The 18116-nt window shown below is 70.2% G+C and carries 13 protein-coding genes; 9 read left to right on the forward strand and 4 right to left on the reverse strand.

The window, feature by feature from the left end; translation table 11 throughout:
• Positions 1 to 11: 11 nt before the first annotated feature.
• The 9 genes from GGR64_RS09100 (at position 12) to tkt (ending at position 13145) form a co-directional block, all read left to right on the forward strand.
• Positions 12 to 1931 (forward strand): type IV pilus secretin PilQ family protein, encoded by a 1920-nt coding sequence (locus GGR64_RS09100; RefSeq protein WP_184645341.1) that lies wholly within the window; start codon positions 12 to 14, stop codon positions 1929 to 1931.
• Positions 1932 to 2083: 152 nt separating this feature from the next.
• On the forward strand, positions 2084 to 3103 hold the full coding sequence (locus GGR64_RS09105) for a MoxR family ATPase (RefSeq protein WP_184645343.1): 1020 nt from the start codon (positions 2084 to 2086) through the stop codon (positions 3101 to 3103).
• A gap of 58 nt (positions 3104 to 3161) precedes the next feature.
• Entirely contained in the window at positions 3162 to 4100 is a 939-nt protein-coding gene (locus GGR64_RS09110) for a DUF58 domain-containing protein (protein ID WP_184447070.1), read from the forward strand.
• Positions 4097 to 4564, forward strand: a complete 468-nt coding sequence (locus GGR64_RS09115; RefSeq protein WP_184645345.1) for a DUF4381 domain-containing protein — start codon at positions 4097 to 4099, stop codon at positions 4562 to 4564. Before GGR64_RS09110 ends, GGR64_RS09115 begins: the two co-directional genes overlap by 4 nt.
• Positions 4561 to 5583 (forward strand): VWA domain-containing protein, encoded by a 1023-nt coding sequence (locus GGR64_RS09120; protein WP_160965396.1) that lies wholly within the window; start codon positions 4561 to 4563, stop codon positions 5581 to 5583. Before GGR64_RS09115 ends, GGR64_RS09120 begins: the two co-directional genes overlap by 4 nt.
• On the forward strand, positions 5580 to 7442 hold the full coding sequence (locus tag GGR64_RS09125) for a tetratricopeptide repeat protein (RefSeq protein ID WP_184645347.1): 1863 nt from the start codon (positions 5580 to 5582) through the stop codon (positions 7440 to 7442). Before GGR64_RS09120 ends, GGR64_RS09125 begins: the two co-directional genes overlap by 4 nt.
• 47 nt (positions 7443 to 7489) lie before the next feature.
• Positions 7490 to 9196, forward strand: coding sequence for a BatD family protein (locus tag GGR64_RS09130; RefSeq protein WP_184645871.1), 1707 nt, complete (start codon positions 7490 to 7492; stop codon positions 9194 to 9196).
• A 419-nt stretch (positions 9197 to 9615) separates the two neighbouring features.
• Positions 9616 to 10905: a dicarboxylate/amino acid:cation symporter gene (locus GGR64_RS09135; protein WP_184645349.1), complete on the forward strand. Its 1290-nt coding sequence runs from the start codon at positions 9616 to 9618 to the stop codon at positions 10903 to 10905.
• 239 nt (positions 10906 to 11144) lie between these two features.
• Positions 11145 to 13145, forward strand: a complete 2001-nt coding sequence (gene tkt, locus GGR64_RS09140; RefSeq protein ID WP_184447067.1) for a transketolase — start codon at positions 11145 to 11147, stop codon at positions 13143 to 13145.
• Positions 13146 to 13339: 194 nt separating this feature from the next.
• Here tkt and GGR64_RS09145 read toward each other — a convergent pair whose 3' ends face one another.
• Genes GGR64_RS09145 through GGR64_RS09160 form a run of 4 tightly spaced genes read right to left on the reverse strand, consistent with a single transcriptional unit; the run spans position 13340 to position 17927 of the window.
• The gene (locus GGR64_RS09145) at positions 13340 to 14089 is read right to left on the reverse strand and encodes a DUF2894 domain-containing protein (protein ID WP_184645351.1); all 750 of its coding nucleotides are present in this window, start codon (positions 14087 to 14089) and stop codon (positions 13340 to 13342) included.
• Positions 14079 to 14729: an OmpA family protein gene (locus tag GGR64_RS09150; protein WP_184447065.1), complete on the reverse strand. Its 651-nt coding sequence runs from the start codon at positions 14727 to 14729 to the stop codon at positions 14079 to 14081. The genes GGR64_RS09145 and GGR64_RS09150 overlap by 11 nt, the downstream gene beginning before the upstream one ends.
• Positions 14726 to 17182: a DUF802 domain-containing protein gene (locus GGR64_RS09155; protein WP_184645353.1), complete on the reverse strand. Its 2457-nt coding sequence runs from the start codon at positions 17180 to 17182 to the stop codon at positions 14726 to 14728. Before GGR64_RS09155 ends, GGR64_RS09150 begins: the two co-directional genes overlap by 4 nt.
• Positions 17183 to 17192: 10 nt before the next feature.
• Positions 17193 to 17927, reverse strand: a complete 735-nt coding sequence (locus GGR64_RS09160) for a DUF3348 domain-containing protein (protein ID WP_184645354.1) — start codon at positions 17925 to 17927, stop codon at positions 17193 to 17195.
• Between the last annotated feature and the right edge of the window lie 189 nt (positions 17928 to 18116).

The following is an 18116-nucleotide window of genomic DNA, read 5'->3' on the forward strand; positions in this document are numbered from 1 at the left end:
GGGATAGCACGATGACTTTTTCCAAAGCCCTGAGCCTGCGCCCCATCCGGCGTCATGCGACGATGCGGCTATGCGCGTTGGGGTTGGCGGCACTGCTCGGGAATGCGGTCGTCGCCAGCGCGGCGCCGGCCGCCGCGCCTGCTGTCACGCCCGCCGCACCCGCGGCGGCGCCGGCCAAGCTCACGGTGTCGAAGATCGACTTCAAGCGCGGCGACGGCGGTGCCGGGCGGCTGATCCTGTCCTTCAACGGCAACGGCGCCAGTCCTGACCTGCGTACCCAGGGCAACAGCGTCGTGGTCGACGTCGGTAACGCCATGCTGCCGCCTGAGCTGCAGCACCCGCTCAACGTCACCGATTTCGCCACGCCGGTGCAGCGCATCGATGCCAAGCCCTACGCGGGCGGCGCGCAGTTGGTGCTGAACACCAATGGCGCATTCGAATCGCTGGCCTACCAGTCGGGCAACGAGTACGTGGTCGAGATCACCCCGCGCGCCGCCGCGCCGGCGGTGGGCGCCGTCACCGCGACCACGGTCAGCCAGGCCGCCGCGCAGGTGGCCGAGCGCGGCTACAGCGGCAAGCCGGTGACCTTCAACTTCCAGGACGTGCCGGTGCGCACGGTGCTGCAGCTGATCGCCGAGGAATCCAATCTCAACATCGTCGCCTCCGACACCGTGCAGGGCAGCGTCACCCTGCGCCTGGTCAATGTGCCGTGGGACCAGGCGCTGGATATCGTGCTGCGCGCCAAGGGCCTGGACAAGCGCCGCGACGGCAAGGTGATCTGGGTCGCGCCGCAGCAGGAACTGGCCAAGTTCGAGCAGGACAAGGAAGACGCGCGCATCGCGATCGAGAACCGCGAGGACCTGATCACCGACTATGTGCAGATCAACTACCACAGCGCCACGGCGATCTTCAAGGCGCTGACTGAGGCCAAGGGCATCGGTGGTGGCGGTGGCGGTGGTGGCAGTGGCGGCTCGGGTGGCAGCGGCAGCAGCCAGAACGACAACGGCTTCCTGTCGCCACGCGGGCGCCTCGTCGCCGACGAGCGCACCAACACGCTGATGATCAGCGATATCCCGAAGAAGGTCGCGCAGATGCGCGAGCTGATCAACGTGATCGACCGGCCGGTCGACCAGGTGCTGATCGAGGGCCGCATCGTTATCGCCACCGACACCTTCGCCCGCGACCTGGGCGCGCGCTTCGGCATTGCCGGCCGCCGGCAGTACGGCGGCAATACCGGCGTGGTCAGCGGCAACCTGGCCAACAACACGTCGATCATCAACAACAACGTGCACAACATCCCCGGCGGCCTGAACTTCAACATGCCGGCTGGGACCTTCACCACCGGGACGCCCGGCGCCATCGCCTACACCTTGCTGGGCGCCAACTTTTCGTTGGACATGGAGTTGTCGGCGCTGCAGGAAGAAGGCCGGGGCGAGGTGATCTCCAATCCGCGCATCGTGACCTCCAACCAGCGCGAGGCGGTGATCCGGCAGGGCAAGGAAATCGGCTACGTCACGGTCACCGGCGGTACCGGCGGCACCGCCGCCACCCCGAACGTGCAGTTCAAGGAAGTGCTGCTGGAACTGAAGGTGACGCCGACGATCACCGATGACAACCGCATCTTCTTGAACATGAACGTCAAGAAGGACGAGGTGGAGCGCTACGTCACCCTGCCGCTGTACGGCACCGTTCCGGAAATCAATCGCCGCGAAATCAATACCGCGGTGCTGGTCGAAGACGGGCAGACCGTGGTGATCGGCGGCGTCTACGAGTTCAGCGATCGCAGCAGCATCTCCAAGGTGCCGTTCCTGGGGGACATCCCGTTCCTGGGCAACCTGTTCAAGCAGCGTGGTCGCAGCAAGAGCAAGGCAGAGTTGCTGATCTTCGTGACCCCGAAGGTGATGCGCGTAGCCAAGCGCGCGCCGGGCTGAGCCGCTGCGGACAGGCGGGATCTTCCGACGGGAGAGGCGCAGGCCTCTCCCGTCGCCGTTTGCGGCCATGGATGAGGAAACCCTGAATTCGCGGCCTGGAGCCTCGGCCAGACGCGGAACCATTTTCACCGGCGATCGGTCAGACTGCGCAAATGAACACTCCATCCCCGACCCCCGATTCCCCGCTGGCCGCGCCCGAGCAGCAGCGTCTGCACGCCGCGTTCGTCGCCCTGCGCGACGGCCTGTCCCAGACCATCGTCGGCCAGTCGGCGCTGGTGGAGCGCCTGCTGATCGCGCTGCTCGCCGACGGCCATCTGCTGGTCGAAGGCGCGCCAGGCCTGGCCAAGACCACGGCGATTCGCGCCCTGGCGTCACGCCTGGAGGCCGACTTCGCCCGCGTGCAGTTCACGCCCGACCTGCTCCCGGCCGACCTCACCGGCACCGAGGTGTGGCGTCCGCAAGAGAGCCGTTTTGAGTTCCTGCCCGGGCCGATCTTCCATCCGATCCTGCTCGCCGACGAAATCAATCGTGCACCGGCCAAGGTGCAATCGGCGCTGCTCGAAGCGATGGGCGAGCGCCAGGTCACCGTTGGCCGGCACACCTATGCGCTGCCGAAGCTGTTCCTGGTGATGGCGACGCAGAACCCGATCGAGCAGGAAGGCACCTTCCCGCTGCCGGAGGCGCAACTGGACCGGTTCCTGATGCACGTGCGGATCGGCTATCCGGAAGCGGCAGCGGAAGCGGAGATCCTGCGCTTGGCGCGCGAACGCGCGCGCGAGACGCTGGAGGCGGGCGAGGCGCCGCCGCCGCGCATGCCGCTGGACGACGTGTTCGCGGCGCGACGCGCGGTGCTGGCGCTGCACATGGCGCCGCCGCTGGAGCGCTATCTGATCGAACTGGTGCTGGCCTCGCGCGATGCCAGCGGCTACGACGCTACGTTGGCGCGGCGCATTGCTTGGGGCGCGAGCCCGCGCGGCTCGATCGCGCTGGAGCGTTGCGCGCGCGCCCGGGCATGGCTGGCCGGACGCGACTTCGTCACGCCCGACGACGTGCGCGCGGTCGCCGCCGATGTATTGCGCCACCGCGTGCTGCCCAGCTACGAAGCCACCGCCGAAGGCTGGGACGGCGATCGCCTGGTCGCGGCGCTGCTGGACAAGGTGCCGCCGCCATGACCGGACGCGGCCAAGCACGGCTGTCGCCCGCCGCCCGCCTGCGCGCGGAGTAACGAGCATGGCACCGCAGCCGACCGCGCCTGGCATGCCGCACGCCGCCGCGCCGGCCGAGGCGGGGATCCGTCCCAGCCTGGCCGAGTTGGTGGCCCTGCGTGCCGCCGTTGCGCGTATCCCGCCACCGCGCCGCGGCCGCCATGGCCTCAGCGGCGCTGCCCCGTCGCCCATGCGCGGGCGCGGCATGGAGTACGCAGAATCGCGCGAGTATGTGGCGGGCGACGACGTCCGCCACATCGACTGGCGGCTCACCGCGCGCAGCGGTCGCACCCACACAAAATTGTTCCAGGCCGAGCGCGAACGGCTCAGCCTGATCGTTGCCGACACCGCGCCGTCGTTGTATTTCGGCACCCGCGTCCGCTTCAAGTCGGTGCAGGCGGCGCGTGCCGGGGCGGTCGCCGCGTGGGCAGCGCAGCGCCAGGGCGATCGCCTGGCCGCCTTGCGCGGCAGCCGCAGCGAAGCACCGGTGCCGCCCGCCTCCGGACCGCGCGGCGTCCTGCGCGTGCTGGATGCGCTGACGCGCTGGTATGCACAGCCGCCGCAGGAGGATGCCGGCCTGGGCATGGCCCTGGATCACGCGGCCAAGCTGTTGCGGCCGGGATCGCGCCTGACCGTGCTGGCCGACCCGGCCAGCGCGCAGGCCGTGCCCGCGGCGCGCTGGGCCGCGCTGGCACTGCACAACGAAGTGGAGCTGCTGCTGCTCGCCGATCCGCTGGAAGTGCAGCCGCCGCGCGCGGCCCTGCCGTTCTGGGCGAGCGGCCGCCGCGTGGAAGTGGATCTGCTGGCGAGCACCGCACAACAGCGCTGGCGCGCGCAGTTCGTGCAGCCGTTGGAAACCCTGGCCGCGGAACTGCCGGGCCGCGGCGTGCAGGTGCGGGTGTTGCTGAGCGACGCGCCCAGCGAGTCGTGGTTGCTGCCGGTGCAGCGGGGCGCGACGGTATGAGCCCGCAGCAACTGCCCCTGCGCGATGTGCATCTGCCGCCGGCACCGGCCTGGTGGCCGCCCGCGCCGGGCTGGTGGATGCTGGCGGCGGTGTTGCTGCTGGCGATCGGCGCGGCGCTGTTCGTGTGGATGCGCCGGCGCCAGCGCGTGCAGCGTTGGCAGCGCCAATTCGACGCGGCAACGCGCACGGGTGAACCGCCGGCGCAGGTGGCCGCGGTCTCGGAGTTGTTGCGGCGTGCGGCACAACACCGCGATCCGGCCGCTGCGGCCTTGCAGGGCGAGGACTGGCTGCGGTTCCTGGATGGCGGCGACAAACGCCAGGATTTCTCCACCGGCCCCGGCCGTGTGCTGCTCGATGGCGGCTACCGGCCCAGCGTGGACCCGGCGCAGGTGCAGGCGCTGCTGCCGCTGGCGCGGCGCCGGTTCCTGGCGTTGATGGCGGCGCGGCGCGGAGGACGGCGATGAGTCTGTTGCCGTCGTCGTGGCAGAGCCTCAGCGACCTGGTGGCCGGCTTCGCCTGGCCCTGGATGTGGCTGGCCATGCCGCTGCCCTTGCTGGCCAATCTGCTGCTGCCGGCGCGGCGCGGCAATGCGCCGGCCTTGCGCGTGCCCTATGGCGAGCGCCTGCAGGCCGTGGCCGCCGCCCCCGCGCGTGGCGGGTTGTGGCGCGCCAGCGTCTGGCTGGCCTGGCTGGCATGGTTCTGCCTGTGTGCCGCCGCGGCGCGGCCGCTGCAACTTGGCGAACCCATCGCGCCGCCGCAGCAGGCGCGGCAGTTGATGCTGGCGGTGGATCTGTCCGGCAGCATGAGCGAGCCGGACATGACCCTGGGCGGGCGCGTCGTCGATCGCCTGACCGCGGCCAAGGCGGTGCTGGCCGACTTCCTCGACCGCCGCGACGGCGACCGCATCGGCTTGCTGGTGTTCGGCCAGCAGGCGTATGCGCTGACGCCGTTGACCGCGGACCTTGCCACGGTGCGCGACCAGTTGCGCGACAGCGTGGTCGGCCTGGCCGGCCGCGAGACCGCGCTGGGCGATGCGATCGCGCTGGCGGTCAAGCGCCTGCGCGAGCAGCAGCAGGGCGAGCGGGTGCTGATCGTGCTCACCGACGGCGTCAACACCGCCGGCGTGCTCGACCCGCTGAAGGCCGCCGAACTGGCCAAGGCCGAACACGTGCGCGTGTACACCATCGCCTTCGGCGGCGATGGCGGCATGTCGCTGTTCGGCCTGCCGATTCCCGGCAGCGGCGGCGACGACCAGGTCGACGAGGACACGCTGCGCAAGATCGCGCAGGACACCGGCGGTCGCTTCTTCCGCGCCCGCGATACCGCCGAACTGGCCTCGATCTACGCCGAACTGGACCGGCTCGAACCGGTGCGTTCGGCCGGTCCGGCGGTGCGGCCGCGGATCGAGCGCTACGCCTGGCCATTGGCTGCGGCGCTGGCGCTGGCCCTGCTGTCCTTCATCTGGCCCTGGAGGCGGCAATGACCCGCGTGATGGAGTTCCTCCAGGCCCTGCACCTGCTGCGCCCTGAATGGCTGTGGGCGCTGCTGTTGCTGCCGTTGCTGGGCTGGAGCTGGTGGCGCCGGCGTCGCCGCCGCGACATCTGGCGGCGCACGGTGGACCCGCATCTGCTGCCGCACCTGTTGGCACGTGGCGACGCCAAGGGCAGTGCCGGCCTGCTGGTGGGCGCGTTGGGCTATGCGCTGGCTGTGCTGGCGCTGGCCGGGCCGAGCTGGCGCCAGGAACAGCAGCCGCTGTGGCAGGCGCGCACGCCGTTGGTGATCGCGCTGGACCTGTCCGCGCAGATCGATGCGCGCGATCTGCCGCCGTCGCGGCTGCTGCAGGCGCGGGCCAAGCTGGCGCGCTTGCTGCACGAGCGCGCCGGCGGCGAAGTCGCCTTGCTCGCGTATGCCGGCGAGCCATACACGGTGGCGCCGCTGACCGACGATGCGGCGAACGTCGGCCTGTTCCTCGACGCCTTGACGCCGCAGGTGATGCCGGTGCCGGGACAGCGTACCGACCTGGCGATCGACTGGGCGGCGCAGTTGTTGCGTCAGGCCGGCTTCTCCCGCGGCGACATCCTGGTGCTCAGCGATCATGCCGACGCACAAGCGCAGCAGGCGGCGGCGCGTGCGGCCGGGCAGGGGTATCACGTTTCAGCGCTGGGGCTGGGCACTGCGCAGGGTGCTGCGTACCGCGACGACCAGGGCCGGCTGGCGCACGCGCAACTGGATGCGGGTTCGCTGCGTGCGTTGGCGACGGCCGGCGCCGGACGCTATGCCGCGTTGACGCCCGACGATGCGGATCTGCGCGCGCTGGGCGTGCTGCGGCCGCAGGAAGAAGAGGCGACGGCGGCCGACGAAAGCCATGGCCGCGTGTGGCTCGATCAAGGCTATTGGTTGCTGCCGCCGCTGATGCTGCTGGCATTGCTCGCGTTCCGCCGCCGTGGTGGCGCCGCGGTGCTGCTGCTGGTGTTGGCGCCGCTGGCGATGCCGCTACCGGTTCATGCGCAGGCACCGGCGGCGCCGCAGGCACAGACGCCGGCGCCCGGTCCTGTCGCAGGCGGGTGGTGGGAACGTGCCGACCAGGTCCGCCAGCAACGGCTGGACGCGGGCGTGCAGGCCTACCGCAAGGGCGATTTCGCCGCCGCGCAACAGCAGTTCGAAGGCATCGACAGCGATGCCGGCTGGTACAACCTCGGCAATGCCCTGGCCCGCCAGGGCCGTTACGACGAGGCGATCGAGGCCTATGACAAGGCGCTGAAGCTGCATCCGCAGATGGCCGATGCGATCGCCAACCGCGCGGCGGTGGAGGCGGCACGCAAGCGCCAGTCGTCGCAGAATTCGAAGTCCGGCCAGCAGGGCAAGGACGGCAAGCAGCAGAAGGATGGGCAGCCGCAGAACGGCCAGCAACAGAGCGGTCAACAGCAGAGCGGTCAGCAGCAGAACAGTCAGCAGCAGTCGGGCAAGCAGCAGGACCAGCAGCAGAAGGATCAGCAGCAGAAGGATCAGCAACAGGGCGGCCAGCAGCAGAACGGCCAGCAGGGACGCAATGGCACCAAGGACGCGCAACAGGCGCCGCCGAAACCCGGCGATGCGCAGACGCAACAGCAGGCCGATGCGGCGCAGCGCCAGCAGATGCAGCGGGCGATGGCGCAGCAGGGCGGCGCCGACAAGCAGGCCGCCGAACGTGCCGCTGCCGCCGCGAACGAGACGCCGCAGCAGCGCGAGCAGCGCCAGGCGGTGGAGGCGTGGTTGCGGCGGGTGCCGGACGATCCGGGCAATCTGCTGCGCGCCAAATTCAGGCTGGAACACGAACGCAGGCAGCGGGAACAAGAACCATGACCCACTTCAAGCGACTCGGCCAGGGGGCACGCGTCTTCGCGGCGTTGATGGTAGTGGCCGCGCTGCTGCTGGCGTTGCCGGCGGGCGCCGCCACGCGCGCGTGGCTGGATCGCGACAACGTCGGCGCCGGCGAGGGCGTGACCCTCAACATCGAGACCGACCAGGCGGCGGCGACGCCGGACTACACGCCGCTGCGCGCCGATTTCGCGCTCAGCAACGAGGTCAAGAGCCGGCAGATGCAGATCGTCAATGGCGCGGTCTCGGCGAAGTCCTTGTTCGGCGTGATGCTGACGCCGCGCAACACCGGCACGTTGGAGATTCCGTCGCTGCAGGTCGGCAACGAGCGCACCGCGCCATTGCGGCTGGAGGTGGCTGCGGCCAGTGCCGCGGCGCCGGCGACCACCAATGCCGATATGCCGGCGCAGGTGGGCAACGCCGACGTGTTCGTGCAGACCGTCGTCGACGACGCACAGCCCTATGTGCAGCAGAGCGTGGGCGTGGTGGTGCGGCTGTATCTCGGCGTGCCGCTGAGTTCGGGCGAACTCGACCTGGACGCGCCGGCCGGCGCGTCGCTGCAGCGCGTCGGCGACGACATCCAGAACCGCCGCCAGATCGACGGACGCATGTACACGGTGGTCGAACGGCACTACCTGCTGGTCCCCGAACGCAGCGGTTCGCTGCTGCTGCCGGGCGCGCGTTTCAGTGGCCGCGGTCCCACCGGCTTCTTCGACGACTACTTCGGTCGCGGCGGCGAACTCAATGCGCGCGGCACTGCGCAAACCCTGCAGGTGCGCGCGCAGCCGGCCAACGCGCCGCAGCCGTGGCTGCCGCTGCACGAACTGCGCCTGCGCTACACCGCCACGCCGCAGCGCGCGAAGGCCGGCGAGGCTGCCGACATCGTGGTCGAGGCCACCGCACGCGGCGCAACCCAGGCGCAGTTCCCCGAGCTGCCCACGCCCAGCGTCGATGGTGCACAGGTGTTCGCCGAGCCGCCGCAGGTGCAGGAACGCTTCGTCGACGGCGGTCCGCAGGTGACCGTCAGCCGTCGCTATTCGATCGTGCCGCAGGCGGCGGGCCCGTTGCTGGTGCGTGGCCTGCGCATGCCGTGGTGGGACGTCGGCGCCGGCGCCGCGCGCGAGGCCAGCCTGCCGGACCTGACCTTGCAGGTGCAGCCCGGACAAGGCGTGCCTGCGCCGGCACCGGCCCCGGTCAGTCCCGCGGCGCCGACGCTGAGCGTGGTGCCGGCCGACAACGCCGTGGCGCCGACGCACACGTTGCAGGGATGGCTGGCCTCGTTGCCGCTGTGGATGGGGCTGGCCGCGGGTTTCGCGGTGCTGTGGTTCGCGACCCTGGTCTGGGCCTGGCGTCGCGCGCGCCGCTTGCGCGTCGCCGCCGCATTGCCGGCGACGGCGCCCAACGCTGCGCCTGGCGCGACATCGGCGCCCGTGAATCCACGCGCCGCGCTGCCGGAGTTGCGCAAGGCCCTGGACAGCGGCGGACTGGACGAGGTCGCGGCGATCCTGTGCGCGCAGGCTGGCGTCGCCGACCTGGATACGGTGGTGCGGCGTCTGGACGATCCGACGCAGCGCGACGCGGTGCTGCGCATGCAACACGCACGCTGGGGCGGTGGTGGCGATGTGGCCGGCGCGCGCGCCGCGTTGCGCCAGGCGTTCTGGGCCGGACCGCGCTGGCGCACTACGCCGCGCAAGCAGGACAAGGACGAGCTGCCGCCGCTGTATCCGCGCGACGCGTGAAGCGTCCCGCGTCGGCGAGAGCGAACGGCGCCGCGTAGTGCGTGCGTCAAGGAGTTGCCGCAAGCTGGCGCGTGGCGACGGATTGGTCCCGGAGAGAAGACAGAGGCGTATTTCCTCCAGCAGCCGTTGCTTCGATGTCATGGGTCGCAAGATGTGCGTGGCCGAGGCGTCTTTGCCTGTGTCGAGGATGCGAGGGACGGCCGATGCGCGCCCGGCGTCAGCAAGACCTGTCTTGGCAGGGCTGACGCGGTCGCGCTAGCGTGTATGGAGAAAGAGAGGGGGCGAAGCGTGTCTTGATCGCGGATCACGGCCACGCATGCGGGCATGGATGCGGCGCGGCTGGCGCACGGCCCGCGCGGGCTTGCGGCCTCCCAGTGGGGGTTTGTTAAGCTCGGGGTTCTCTCTCGCAAGGCGCACTCATGACCGACACCCCCGTGAAGGCCGAAACCGGCTTGCCGTTGCACTGGAAAATGGCAATCGGCTTCGTCCTCGGACTGGTGCTGGGCCTGGCGGTACACATGAGCGTCGGGGGCGATGCGGCCTGGGTGCAGGCGCTGACCAAGTACCTCACCACGCCGTTCTCCAAGCTGTTCCTCAACCTGATCTTCATGCTGATCGTGCCGTTGCTGTTCTCGGCGCTGGTGATGGGCATTTCGGAGATGGGCGACATCCGCGCGCTCGGCCGGATCGGCTGGAAGACGCTGGGCTACACCGTGGTGCTGTCCGGCGTGGCGGTGCTGCTCGGGCTGGTGCTGGTCAACGTGCTCAAGCCCGGCATCGGCGTGGATCGCGAGCTGGCGCAGCAGTTGCTGCAGCAGAACGTGGAGCGTACCGCGCAGATCGTCGACCAGAGCAAGCACCAGCCGCACGGCATGGACATGCTGCTGTCGATCGTGCCCGACAACGTGATCGAAGCCGCCTCCAGCAACGGCGCGATCCTGTCGCTGATGTTCTTCGCGGTGATGTTCGGCGTGGGCATGGTGCTCAGCGAAGACGCCAAGGTGGCGACGCTGCGGCGCGGCATCGAAGGCGTGTTCGAGATCTCGATGACCCTGATCGGGCTGGTGATCCGCCTGGCGCCGTACGCAGTGGCCTGCTTCATGTTCAACCTGGCGGCCCTGTTCGGCTTCGAGTTGTTGGTACGGCTGGGCGCCTACGTGGGCGTGGTGGTGTTGGCGCTGGGCCTGCACATGGTGGTGAGCTACGGCGTGGCCGTGCGCCTGGCCGGGCGCTCGCCGCTGTGGTTCTTCCGCGCCACCCGCGAAGCGACGGTGATGGCGTTCTCCACCGCGTCCAGCAACGCCACCCTGCCGACCGCGCTGCGCGTGGCCGACCAGATGGGGTTGCCGCACAAGGTCTCGCGCTTCGTGCTGACCGTCGGCGCCACCGCCAATCAGAACGGCACCGCGCTGTTCGAAGGCGTGACGGTGATCTTCCTGGCGCAGTTCTTCGGTGTGGAGCTGAGCATCGCGCAGCAGTGCATGGTGATGCTGGTCTGCATCCTCGGCGGCATCGGTACCGCCGGCGTGCCGTCCGGCTCGCTGCCGGTGGTGGCGCTGATCTGCGCGATGGTCGGCGTGGACCCGGTCGGCATCGGCATGATCCTGGGCGTCAACCATTTCCTGGACATGTGCCGCACCGCGCTGAACGTGACCGGCGACCTGGCCCTGACCACGTTGGTGGCCAAGGGCGAGGACGGCCGGGATTAGGAATTCGAGATTAGGGATTGGTAAAGGCGGCAGTGCCGCCGCCTGACGGACCACGCGTGAGAACGGCTTCAGCCGCGATAGGTGTTTGCCGGGAATGGCCCGCCGCGGCTGAAGCCGCTCCGACGCCATCTGAAGCGTCCAGCCAGTGCCGCTGCGAATCCCCAATCCCCAATCTCCAATCCCCGCCTGTGGGACAATAACGGACCCGACGCCACGCGCCCGCTTCCGACAGATCCCTCATGACGACGCCTACCCGCCGCGAACTCGCCAACGCGATCCGTTTCCTTGCCGCCGATGCGGTCGAGGCCGCCAATTCCGGCCATCCCGGCATGCCGATGGGCATGGCCGACATCGCCGAAGTGCTGTGGAACGACTTCCTCAGCCACAACCCGAACAATCCGCACTGGTTCAACCGCGACCGCTTCGTGCTGTCCAACGGCCATGGCTCGATGCTGCAGTACGCGCTGCTGCACCTGTCCGGCTACGACCTGCCGATCGAGGAGCTCAAGCGTTTCCGCCAGCTGCACAGCAAGACTGCCGGCCACCCGGAGCGCAGCGAGACCCCCGGGGTGGAGACCACCACCGGTCCGCTCGGCCAGGGCTTCGCCAATGCGGTCGGTTTCGCGCTGGCCGAAAAACTGCTGGCGCAGCGCTACAACCGCCCCGAGCACCAGATCGTCGACCACCGCACCTGGGTGTTCATGGGCGACGGCTGCATGATGGAAGGCGTGTCCCACGAGGCCGCCTCGCTGGCCGGCACCTGGGGCCTGGGCAAGCTGGTCGCGTTCTGGGACAACAACCATATCTCCATCGACGGCAACACCGCCGGCTGGTTCAGCGACAACACCCCGGCCCGGTTCGAGGCCTACGGCTGGCACGTGATCCGTGATGTCGACGGCCAGGACGCCGACGCGGTCAAGGCCGCGATCGAGGCGGCCATCGCCGAGAGCGAGAAGCCGACCCTGCTGTGCTGCCGCACCACCATCGGCTTCGGTGCGCCGACCAAGGCCGGCAAGGAATCCTCGCATGGTGCCGCGCTGGGCAAGGAAGAGCTGGAAGGCGCGCGCAAGGCGCTGAACTGGCCGTACGCGCCGTTCGAGATTCCGCAGGAAATCTACGACGGCTGGCGCGCCGGCGGGGCCGGCACGCTGCGCCAGGCCGAGTGGGAGCAGGCCTTCGACAAGTACGCCAAGCAGTACCCGGCCGAAGCCGCGGAGCTGACCCGCCGCTCGCACGGCGAGCTGCCGGAGGACTTCCTCGCCCAGGCCGACGCCTACATCGCCAAGCAGGCCGCCGAAGGCCAGACCATCGCCTCGCGCAAGGCCTCGCAGATGGCGATCGAAACCTTCGCGCCGCTGCTGCCGGAGCTGGTCGGCGGTTCGGCCGACCTGGCGCATTCCAACCTCACCCTGTGGAAGGCCAGCAAGTCGGTCGCCACTGACGATCCCAACGCCAACTACGTGTACTACGGCGTGCGCGAGTTCGGCATGACTGCCATCGCCAACGGCCTGGCGCTGCATGGCGGCTTCATTCCGTTCGACGCCACCTTCCTGGTGTTCAGCGACTACGCGCGCAATGGCGTGCGCATGAGCGCGCTGATCCCGGCGCATGCGATCCACGTCTACACCCACGACTCGATCGGTCTGGGCGAGGACGGCCCGACCCATCAGCCGGTGGAGCACCTGGCGTCGCTGCGCTACATCCCCAACAACGACGTGTGGCGCCCCTGCGACACGGTGGAGTCGGCGGTGAGCTGGAAGGCCGCGATCACCCGCAAGGATGGCCCGAGCTGCCTGGTGTTCAGCCGCCAGAACCTGCCGTTCCAGGCGCGCAGCGCCGAGCAGATCAAGCAGATCGAGCGCGGCGGCTACGTGCTGGCCGATGCCGAGGGCGGCACGCCCGACGTGATCCTGATCGGCACCGGCTCGGAAGTCGGCCTGGCGGTGGAAGCCAAGCAGGCGCTGGATGCGGCGGGCCTGAAGACGCGCGTGGTGTCGATGCCGTGCACCGACGTGTTCGATCGCCAGGACGCCGCCTACCGCGAGTCGGTGCTGCCGTCGGCGGTGCGCAAGCGCGTGGCGGTGGAAGCCGGTGTCACCGCGTTCTGGCGCGCCTACGTGGGCCTGGACGGCGCCGTGGTCGGCATCGACAGCTTCGGCGCCTCGGCGCCGGCGAATGTGCTGTACAAGCACTTCCAGATCACCGCCGAGCACGTGGTGGCGGCGGCGAAGGCACTGTAAGCCGAGCTCCACGATGGGTGACGGGAAAGGCCGGCGCATGCCGGCCTTTTTCTTGCCTGTGTGGATGTGTCGTGTGAGGAAAGTGGCTTTGGCAGGAGCGGCTTCAGCCGCGACCGCCGTTCCCTGTAACGCCCGTCACGGCTGAAGCCGCTCCTACCACGACGCTGTCGGCGTTACGTGCATTGGCGATGTGGTCAACCGCGTTTGCGCGGCTTGCTGCGCGGTGTCGTCGCTTTGCCGACGGCGCTGCCGGATTGCTGCTGCTTCGCCAGTGCGCCGCCATCGTGCAGTTGCTGCAGCCAGGACAGTGCATCGACGTAGGACAGGAAGTGCTGCAGGTAGCCGGGCGAGAGCGTGCGCATCAACGCCAGCGAGCGGTGTACCAGCACGCCGGAATTCAGCGGGCCGGCATCGGCGGGTGCCTGTTGCAGCGATTGCCGCAGCTGGCTGCGGCTGCGCAGTTCGGTCCACAGCCGGCGCGCCTCTTCGACGGCGGGCAGCTGCGGCGCAGCGAGGCGCGCGGCCGCGGTCGCGGCGGGCGATGACGTCGTTGCCTCCGCTGCCATCGGCACTGCCTGCGCCGCAGCGCCGGCGGTGTTGTCGGTGCCGCTGCCAGGTTCGGCATCGGTGCCGGACATGGTGGGCGCAGCGGCCGCACGATACTGCGCCAACAGGGCGCCGAGCGGACTCGGCTGGGTCGATCGCATCGCGGCGTCGGCATCAGGATCGCCGGCGTTCCGTGAGGACGCATCCAGCGCCGCCGCGTAGGCGTCGAGCAGGGCGGACAGCTTCTGCTCCAGCAGCTCCCGCGTCTTGCCCTGCTGCGCCTCGGTGCGGCGCGCCAGCGCTTCGAGGAAGCGGAAGCGCAGCGGGTCCAGCCGCTCGGCGTGCTGTGCGCGCCAGGCGGCAAGGCGGTCGATGGCGGGAATCGGATCAGGGCGCATGCGGTGTCGCGGCACGCTTGCTCATGCGCGGCAGCGGGGCCATCTCCACGCGGCGGTTGCTGGCGCGTCCGGCCTCGTCGGCGTTCGGCGCCACCGGCTGCTGTGCGCCGAAGGCGGCGGCGAAGATCGCATCGGCCGGGACGCCTGCCTCGATCAGCGCACGGGTCACAGTCAGCGCGCGCTCGGCCGACAGTTCCCAGTTGTCGGCGAACTGGCGGTTGCTCTCGCGCACCTGGCGGTCGTCGGTGAAGCCGCTGACCATCAGGATCTCGTTGCGCGCCTTGAGATAACCGGCCAGCGGCGCGGCCAGGCTCTTCAGCAGGTCGCGACCTTCCGGCTGCAACTGGTCGGAGTTCAGCGCGAACAGCACGTTGCCACGGATGCCGATGCGGCCGTCGACTAAGGTTACCCGGCCGGCCGCCAGCGGCGCCGCCAGCGCCTGTTCCAGGGTCTTGCGCTGCTGCGCTTCGAGCTGGCGCTGGCGCATTTCTTCGTCCAGCTTGTTCGACAACTGCAACTGCACGCCGATCACCCCGATCAGGATCAGCACGAACGCGCCTAGCAGCACCGACATCAGGTCGCCAAACACCGCCCAGACCGGCGCGCCGGTGTCGGCGTCGAGTTCCAGCTCGTCGCTCATGCCACGTCGGCCTGGTCGGGCGCCTGGCGCGCGGCGAGCTGGCGCAGCTCCTCGGTGATCTGCTGCTGCGACAGCATGCTCAGGTCGATCACCTCACGTGCCTGCGCCACGTAGTAGGCCAACTGTTCGTCGCTGCGCGCCAGCGACTTGTCCAAGGCCTGCTCGATACCCTGCAGGCGTTCCAGCAGGGCCATGTTCGATTCGCCGAACGCCTGCACCGCGCCGGAGAACGCGTCGCCCAGGCTGGCCACCTCGGTGGCGCCGGCAACGACCTGCGCGGCGGCGTCGCCGAGCTTGCCGGTCTGCGCTTCGATCTGGTCGGTGAAACGGCTGCCGACGCGCTCCAGCAAATCCGCCGAGGTCGCGACCAGCGCGTCCACCGCGCTGCGCTGCTCGGTGGAGGCGTGGTTGACCGCCTCCAGCAAGGTCTGCAGCGTGGCCAGCAGACGATTGCGTTCGTCCAGCATCGCGGTGTCGCGGACCATGCTGTCGGAGAGTTTCTGGCGCAGTTCCGCGACCACGTCGGCCGCGGCCTTTGGCGCTTCCGAGGCCACCTGCACCAGCCGTTCGATCTCGGCGATGGTGTCGCGCGCCTGCGCCTGGCTCTGTTCCGACATCGCCGCGGCGGTCTCCTGCAGCGTGCTGCAGATCTCCTGCTGGCGCTGCGCGATGCGCTCGCCGTGGTGCTCCCATTGCCCGCCGAGGGTCGCGGCCATGCTGGCGAAGCTGTCGGTCCAGGCGCGCAGGCGCGCCTGGTCGCGCGCTTCCAGCGCCTCCTGCAGGTCGGCATGGGCCTGCTGCAGTGTCTCGGCGAGCGCGGCGGCGCGCTGTTCCAGGCTGGCCGCAGCGGAGTCCAGCGCCTGCGCATTGCGCGCGGCCAGGGCCTCGTTGACCTCGCGTTGCTGCACCAGCGCCGCGCTCCACGCGTGCTGCGCGGCCTCGACAGTGGCATCCAGGCGGCTCGCCACGGTCTCCAGTGCCTGCGCATTGCGCGTGGCGAGGGTGTCGTTGACCTCGCGCTGTTGTGCCAGCGCCGCGCCCCAGCCTTGTTGCGCGGCCGCGGCGGTGGCGTCCAAGCGTATCGCCACGGTGTCCAGCGCCTGCGCGTTGCGTGTGACCAGTGCCGCGTTGGCATCGCGCTGCTGCTCCAGCGCGGCGTTCCAGGCCTGCTGTGCGGCCTCGGCGGTGGCATCCAGGCGGCCTGCGACGGTGTCCAGTGCCTGCGCATGGCGCGCGGCGAGGCTGTCGTTGGCCTCGCGTTGTTGCGTCAGCGCCTCGGCCCAGGCCTGCCTGGCGTCGTCGCTGGCGGCCTGCAGGCGCGCCGCGGTCGCCTCCACGAGCGTGGTTGCACGCTGTTCCAGGCCGTCGCCGGCGCGTTGCAGCGCGCTGCCGAGTTCCTGCAGCAGCGCGCCGTTGACGCGTTGCTGTTCGGCCAGCGCGCTGTCCCAGCGCTGCGTGGCCTGCTCGGCGGCCTGTGCGAAGCCGCTGGCCAGGCCGTCCAGTTGCCGCTGCACCGCCTGGCCGACGGTGTCCTGCAGCGCGGCGGTCTCGCGCGCCACGCCGTCGAGCGTGCGTTGCACCACCGGCTCCAGCGCGTCGCCGAACGCACGCGCGTGCGCGGCCACGCCGGCCTGCAGGGCGTGTTCGACTGACCCGGCCAGGCGCGTGTAGGCGGCCTCGGTGCGGCTGTGGAACGCGTCCTGGCTGCTGGCCAGGCGTTCGCCGCTGACCGCGCTGTGCTGTTCCAGCGCCGCCATCATCGTCTGCATGCGCTCGATCAGGCTCGGCATCAGCGTGGCCTGGGTCTGCAGCAGCTTGAACGCCTCGTTGCGCTGGTAGGCCAGCGAGTGCGTGCGCAGCGCGGTGGCCGCATGCAGATCCAGTTGCTGCACTGCCTGCAGGCGCTCGCGCCGGCACAACGCGGCGAGCAGACCGAGCATCGCCGAGGCGGCCACGCCGGCGATGGAGGTGCCGAAGGCGAAGCCCAGGCCCTTCAGCGGCGCCGCCAGCGAGGCGCGGATGGCGTGCAGGTCGGTGGCGCTGTCCAGCGCCAGACCGGTGCCGCGCAGCGTCGCCATCATGCCCAGGAAGGTGCCGAGCATGCCCAGCAGCACCAACAGGCCGACCAGGTACGGGGTCAGCGCCGGCACCGGCAGGGCCGCGCGCTCGCCTTCGATGCGCAGGCGCACCGCGTTGCGCAGGCTCGGGTGCAGCCGTTGCAGCCAGCCGCCCAGATCGCTGCGCGCGGCCTCGGCGTCGCGCAGCGCGGTGTGCAGGGTCGCGGTGGCCTGGCGGTAGCGGTACAGCTCGGCGACGCCGGCCAGGTAGCAGAGGCCGATCAACGCGGCGAAGCCGGCGCCCAGCGGGTTGGAGCCGAGATAGCCGGCGCCGATCCAGCAGACCACGGCGAGGCCGGCGAGGAACAGGGCGGAATGGAACAGGGTCTTGGGCATGAGGGTCGGATCAACGGCTGCGAAGCGCGGCGAGCAGCGCTTCGATGGGATGGAAGCGGACGTCCAGTTCGGCGCGCAGGACGCTGTGCAGGTCCTGGCGGAACAGGTCCAGCCAGGCCGTATCGGACGGCGCCGGGGAGACGTCGGTGAGGGAGGGATCGGGGGCGTGCGCCGCCGCAGCGGCACGCAGGCGCTGGAAATGCGCTTCGAGCAGGTTGGGCACCGTGGCCAGCAAGCTTTGCTCGCGCGGGCTGAGGGTCAGTTCCATCACCGCGTCGACCTCGGCCAGCCGCGCCATGTCCGGCGAGAGCGGGACCAGTGCGTCGCGCAGCAGGCCGCGCAGGCGCCCGGTGGCGGTGAGCATTGACCGTTGCAGCGCCAGGTAGCGCTGGCGGAACGGCGCGTACTCGATCGGTGCGTCAGGGTCGTGCTGGCGCTTGCCCACGGGCTTGCCGGTCTCCTTGGCGATATCCAGCGCGATGCTCTCTTCCAGCGCGGCGCGCACGCGGCCGCATTCGGCCTCCAGCGCCGACGGTTCCGGCACCTCGGGCGCGTCCTCGGCAGGCTCGGGCAGTTTGCCGTCCAGCGCCCGCGACACCGCCACCGCGCGGTTCCAGTCGATCCATTGGCCGAGCCTGTCGGCCAGCGCGGGGCTGGACGCGGGCATCGGCGCATCGCTCAGGCGCGCCAGCAGGCGAATGAAGGCTGGGCCCGGGACGGGCGCCCGTGGAGGGGCTTTCGCCATGTGAGTGGTCAAAAACCCGCAATTTTACACGCGAATGACATCCCCCGCCGGCGCGTGCGTCTGTGGGGCGGAAACCGTTGCGTGGCGGGCGTCGCGCGGTCCTGGTGGCGCGCAGGTGGCGCTGGCGTCGCATGCGCCCAGGGATGCGAGGCGCCGCTCACGCGGCCCTCGGGACCAATCGCTATTCCA

This window comes from Xanthomonas sp. 3307 (genome assembly GCF_014199735.1).
In the GTDB taxonomy this organism is placed as follows: Bacteria; Pseudomonadota; Gammaproteobacteria; order Xanthomonadales; family Xanthomonadaceae; genus Xanthomonas_A; species Xanthomonas_A rydalmerensis.

Coding starts and splice junctions, on each gene's coding strand:
- GGR64_RS09105 (WP_184645343.1), top strand. CDS start 2,084: ATGAACACTCCATCCCCGACCCCCGATTCCCCGCTGGCCGCGCCCGAG.
- GGR64_RS09110 (WP_184447070.1), top strand. CDS start 3,162: ATGGCACCGCAGCCGACCGCGCCTGGCATGCCGCACGCCGCCGCGCCG.
- GGR64_RS09155 (WP_184645353.1), bottom strand. CDS start 17,182: ATGCCCAAGACCCTGTTCCATTCCGCCCTGTTCCTCGCCGGCCTCGCC.
- tkt (WP_184447067.1), top strand. CDS start 11,145: ATGACGACGCCTACCCGCCGCGAACTCGCCAACGCGATCCGTTTCCTT.
- GGR64_RS09120 (WP_160965396.1), top strand. CDS start 4,561: ATGAGTCTGTTGCCGTCGTCGTGGCAGAGCCTCAGCGACCTGGTGGCC.
- GGR64_RS09150 (WP_184447065.1), bottom strand. CDS start 14,729: ATGAGCGACGAGCTGGAACTCGACGCCGACACCGGCGCGCCGGTCTGG.
- GGR64_RS09115 (WP_184645345.1), top strand. CDS start 4,097: ATGAGCCCGCAGCAACTGCCCCTGCGCGATGTGCATCTGCCGCCGGCA.
- GGR64_RS09160 (WP_184645354.1), bottom strand. CDS start 17,927: ATGGCGAAAGCCCCTCCACGGGCGCCCGTCCCGGGCCCAGCCTTCATT.
- GGR64_RS09135 (WP_184645349.1), top strand. CDS start 9,616: ATGACCGACACCCCCGTGAAGGCCGAAACCGGCTTGCCGTTGCACTGG.
- GGR64_RS09145 (WP_184645351.1), bottom strand. CDS start 14,089: ATGCGCCCTGATCCGATTCCCGCCATCGACCGCCTTGCCGCCTGGCGC.
- GGR64_RS09130 (WP_184645871.1), top strand. CDS start 7,490: ATGGTAGTGGCCGCGCTGCTGCTGGCGTTGCCGGCGGGCGCCGCCACG.
- GGR64_RS09125 (WP_184645347.1), top strand. CDS start 5,580: ATGACCCGCGTGATGGAGTTCCTCCAGGCCCTGCACCTGCTGCGCCCT.
- GGR64_RS09100 (WP_184645341.1), top strand. CDS start 12: ATGACTTTTTCCAAAGCCCTGAGCCTGCGCCCCATCCGGCGTCATGCG.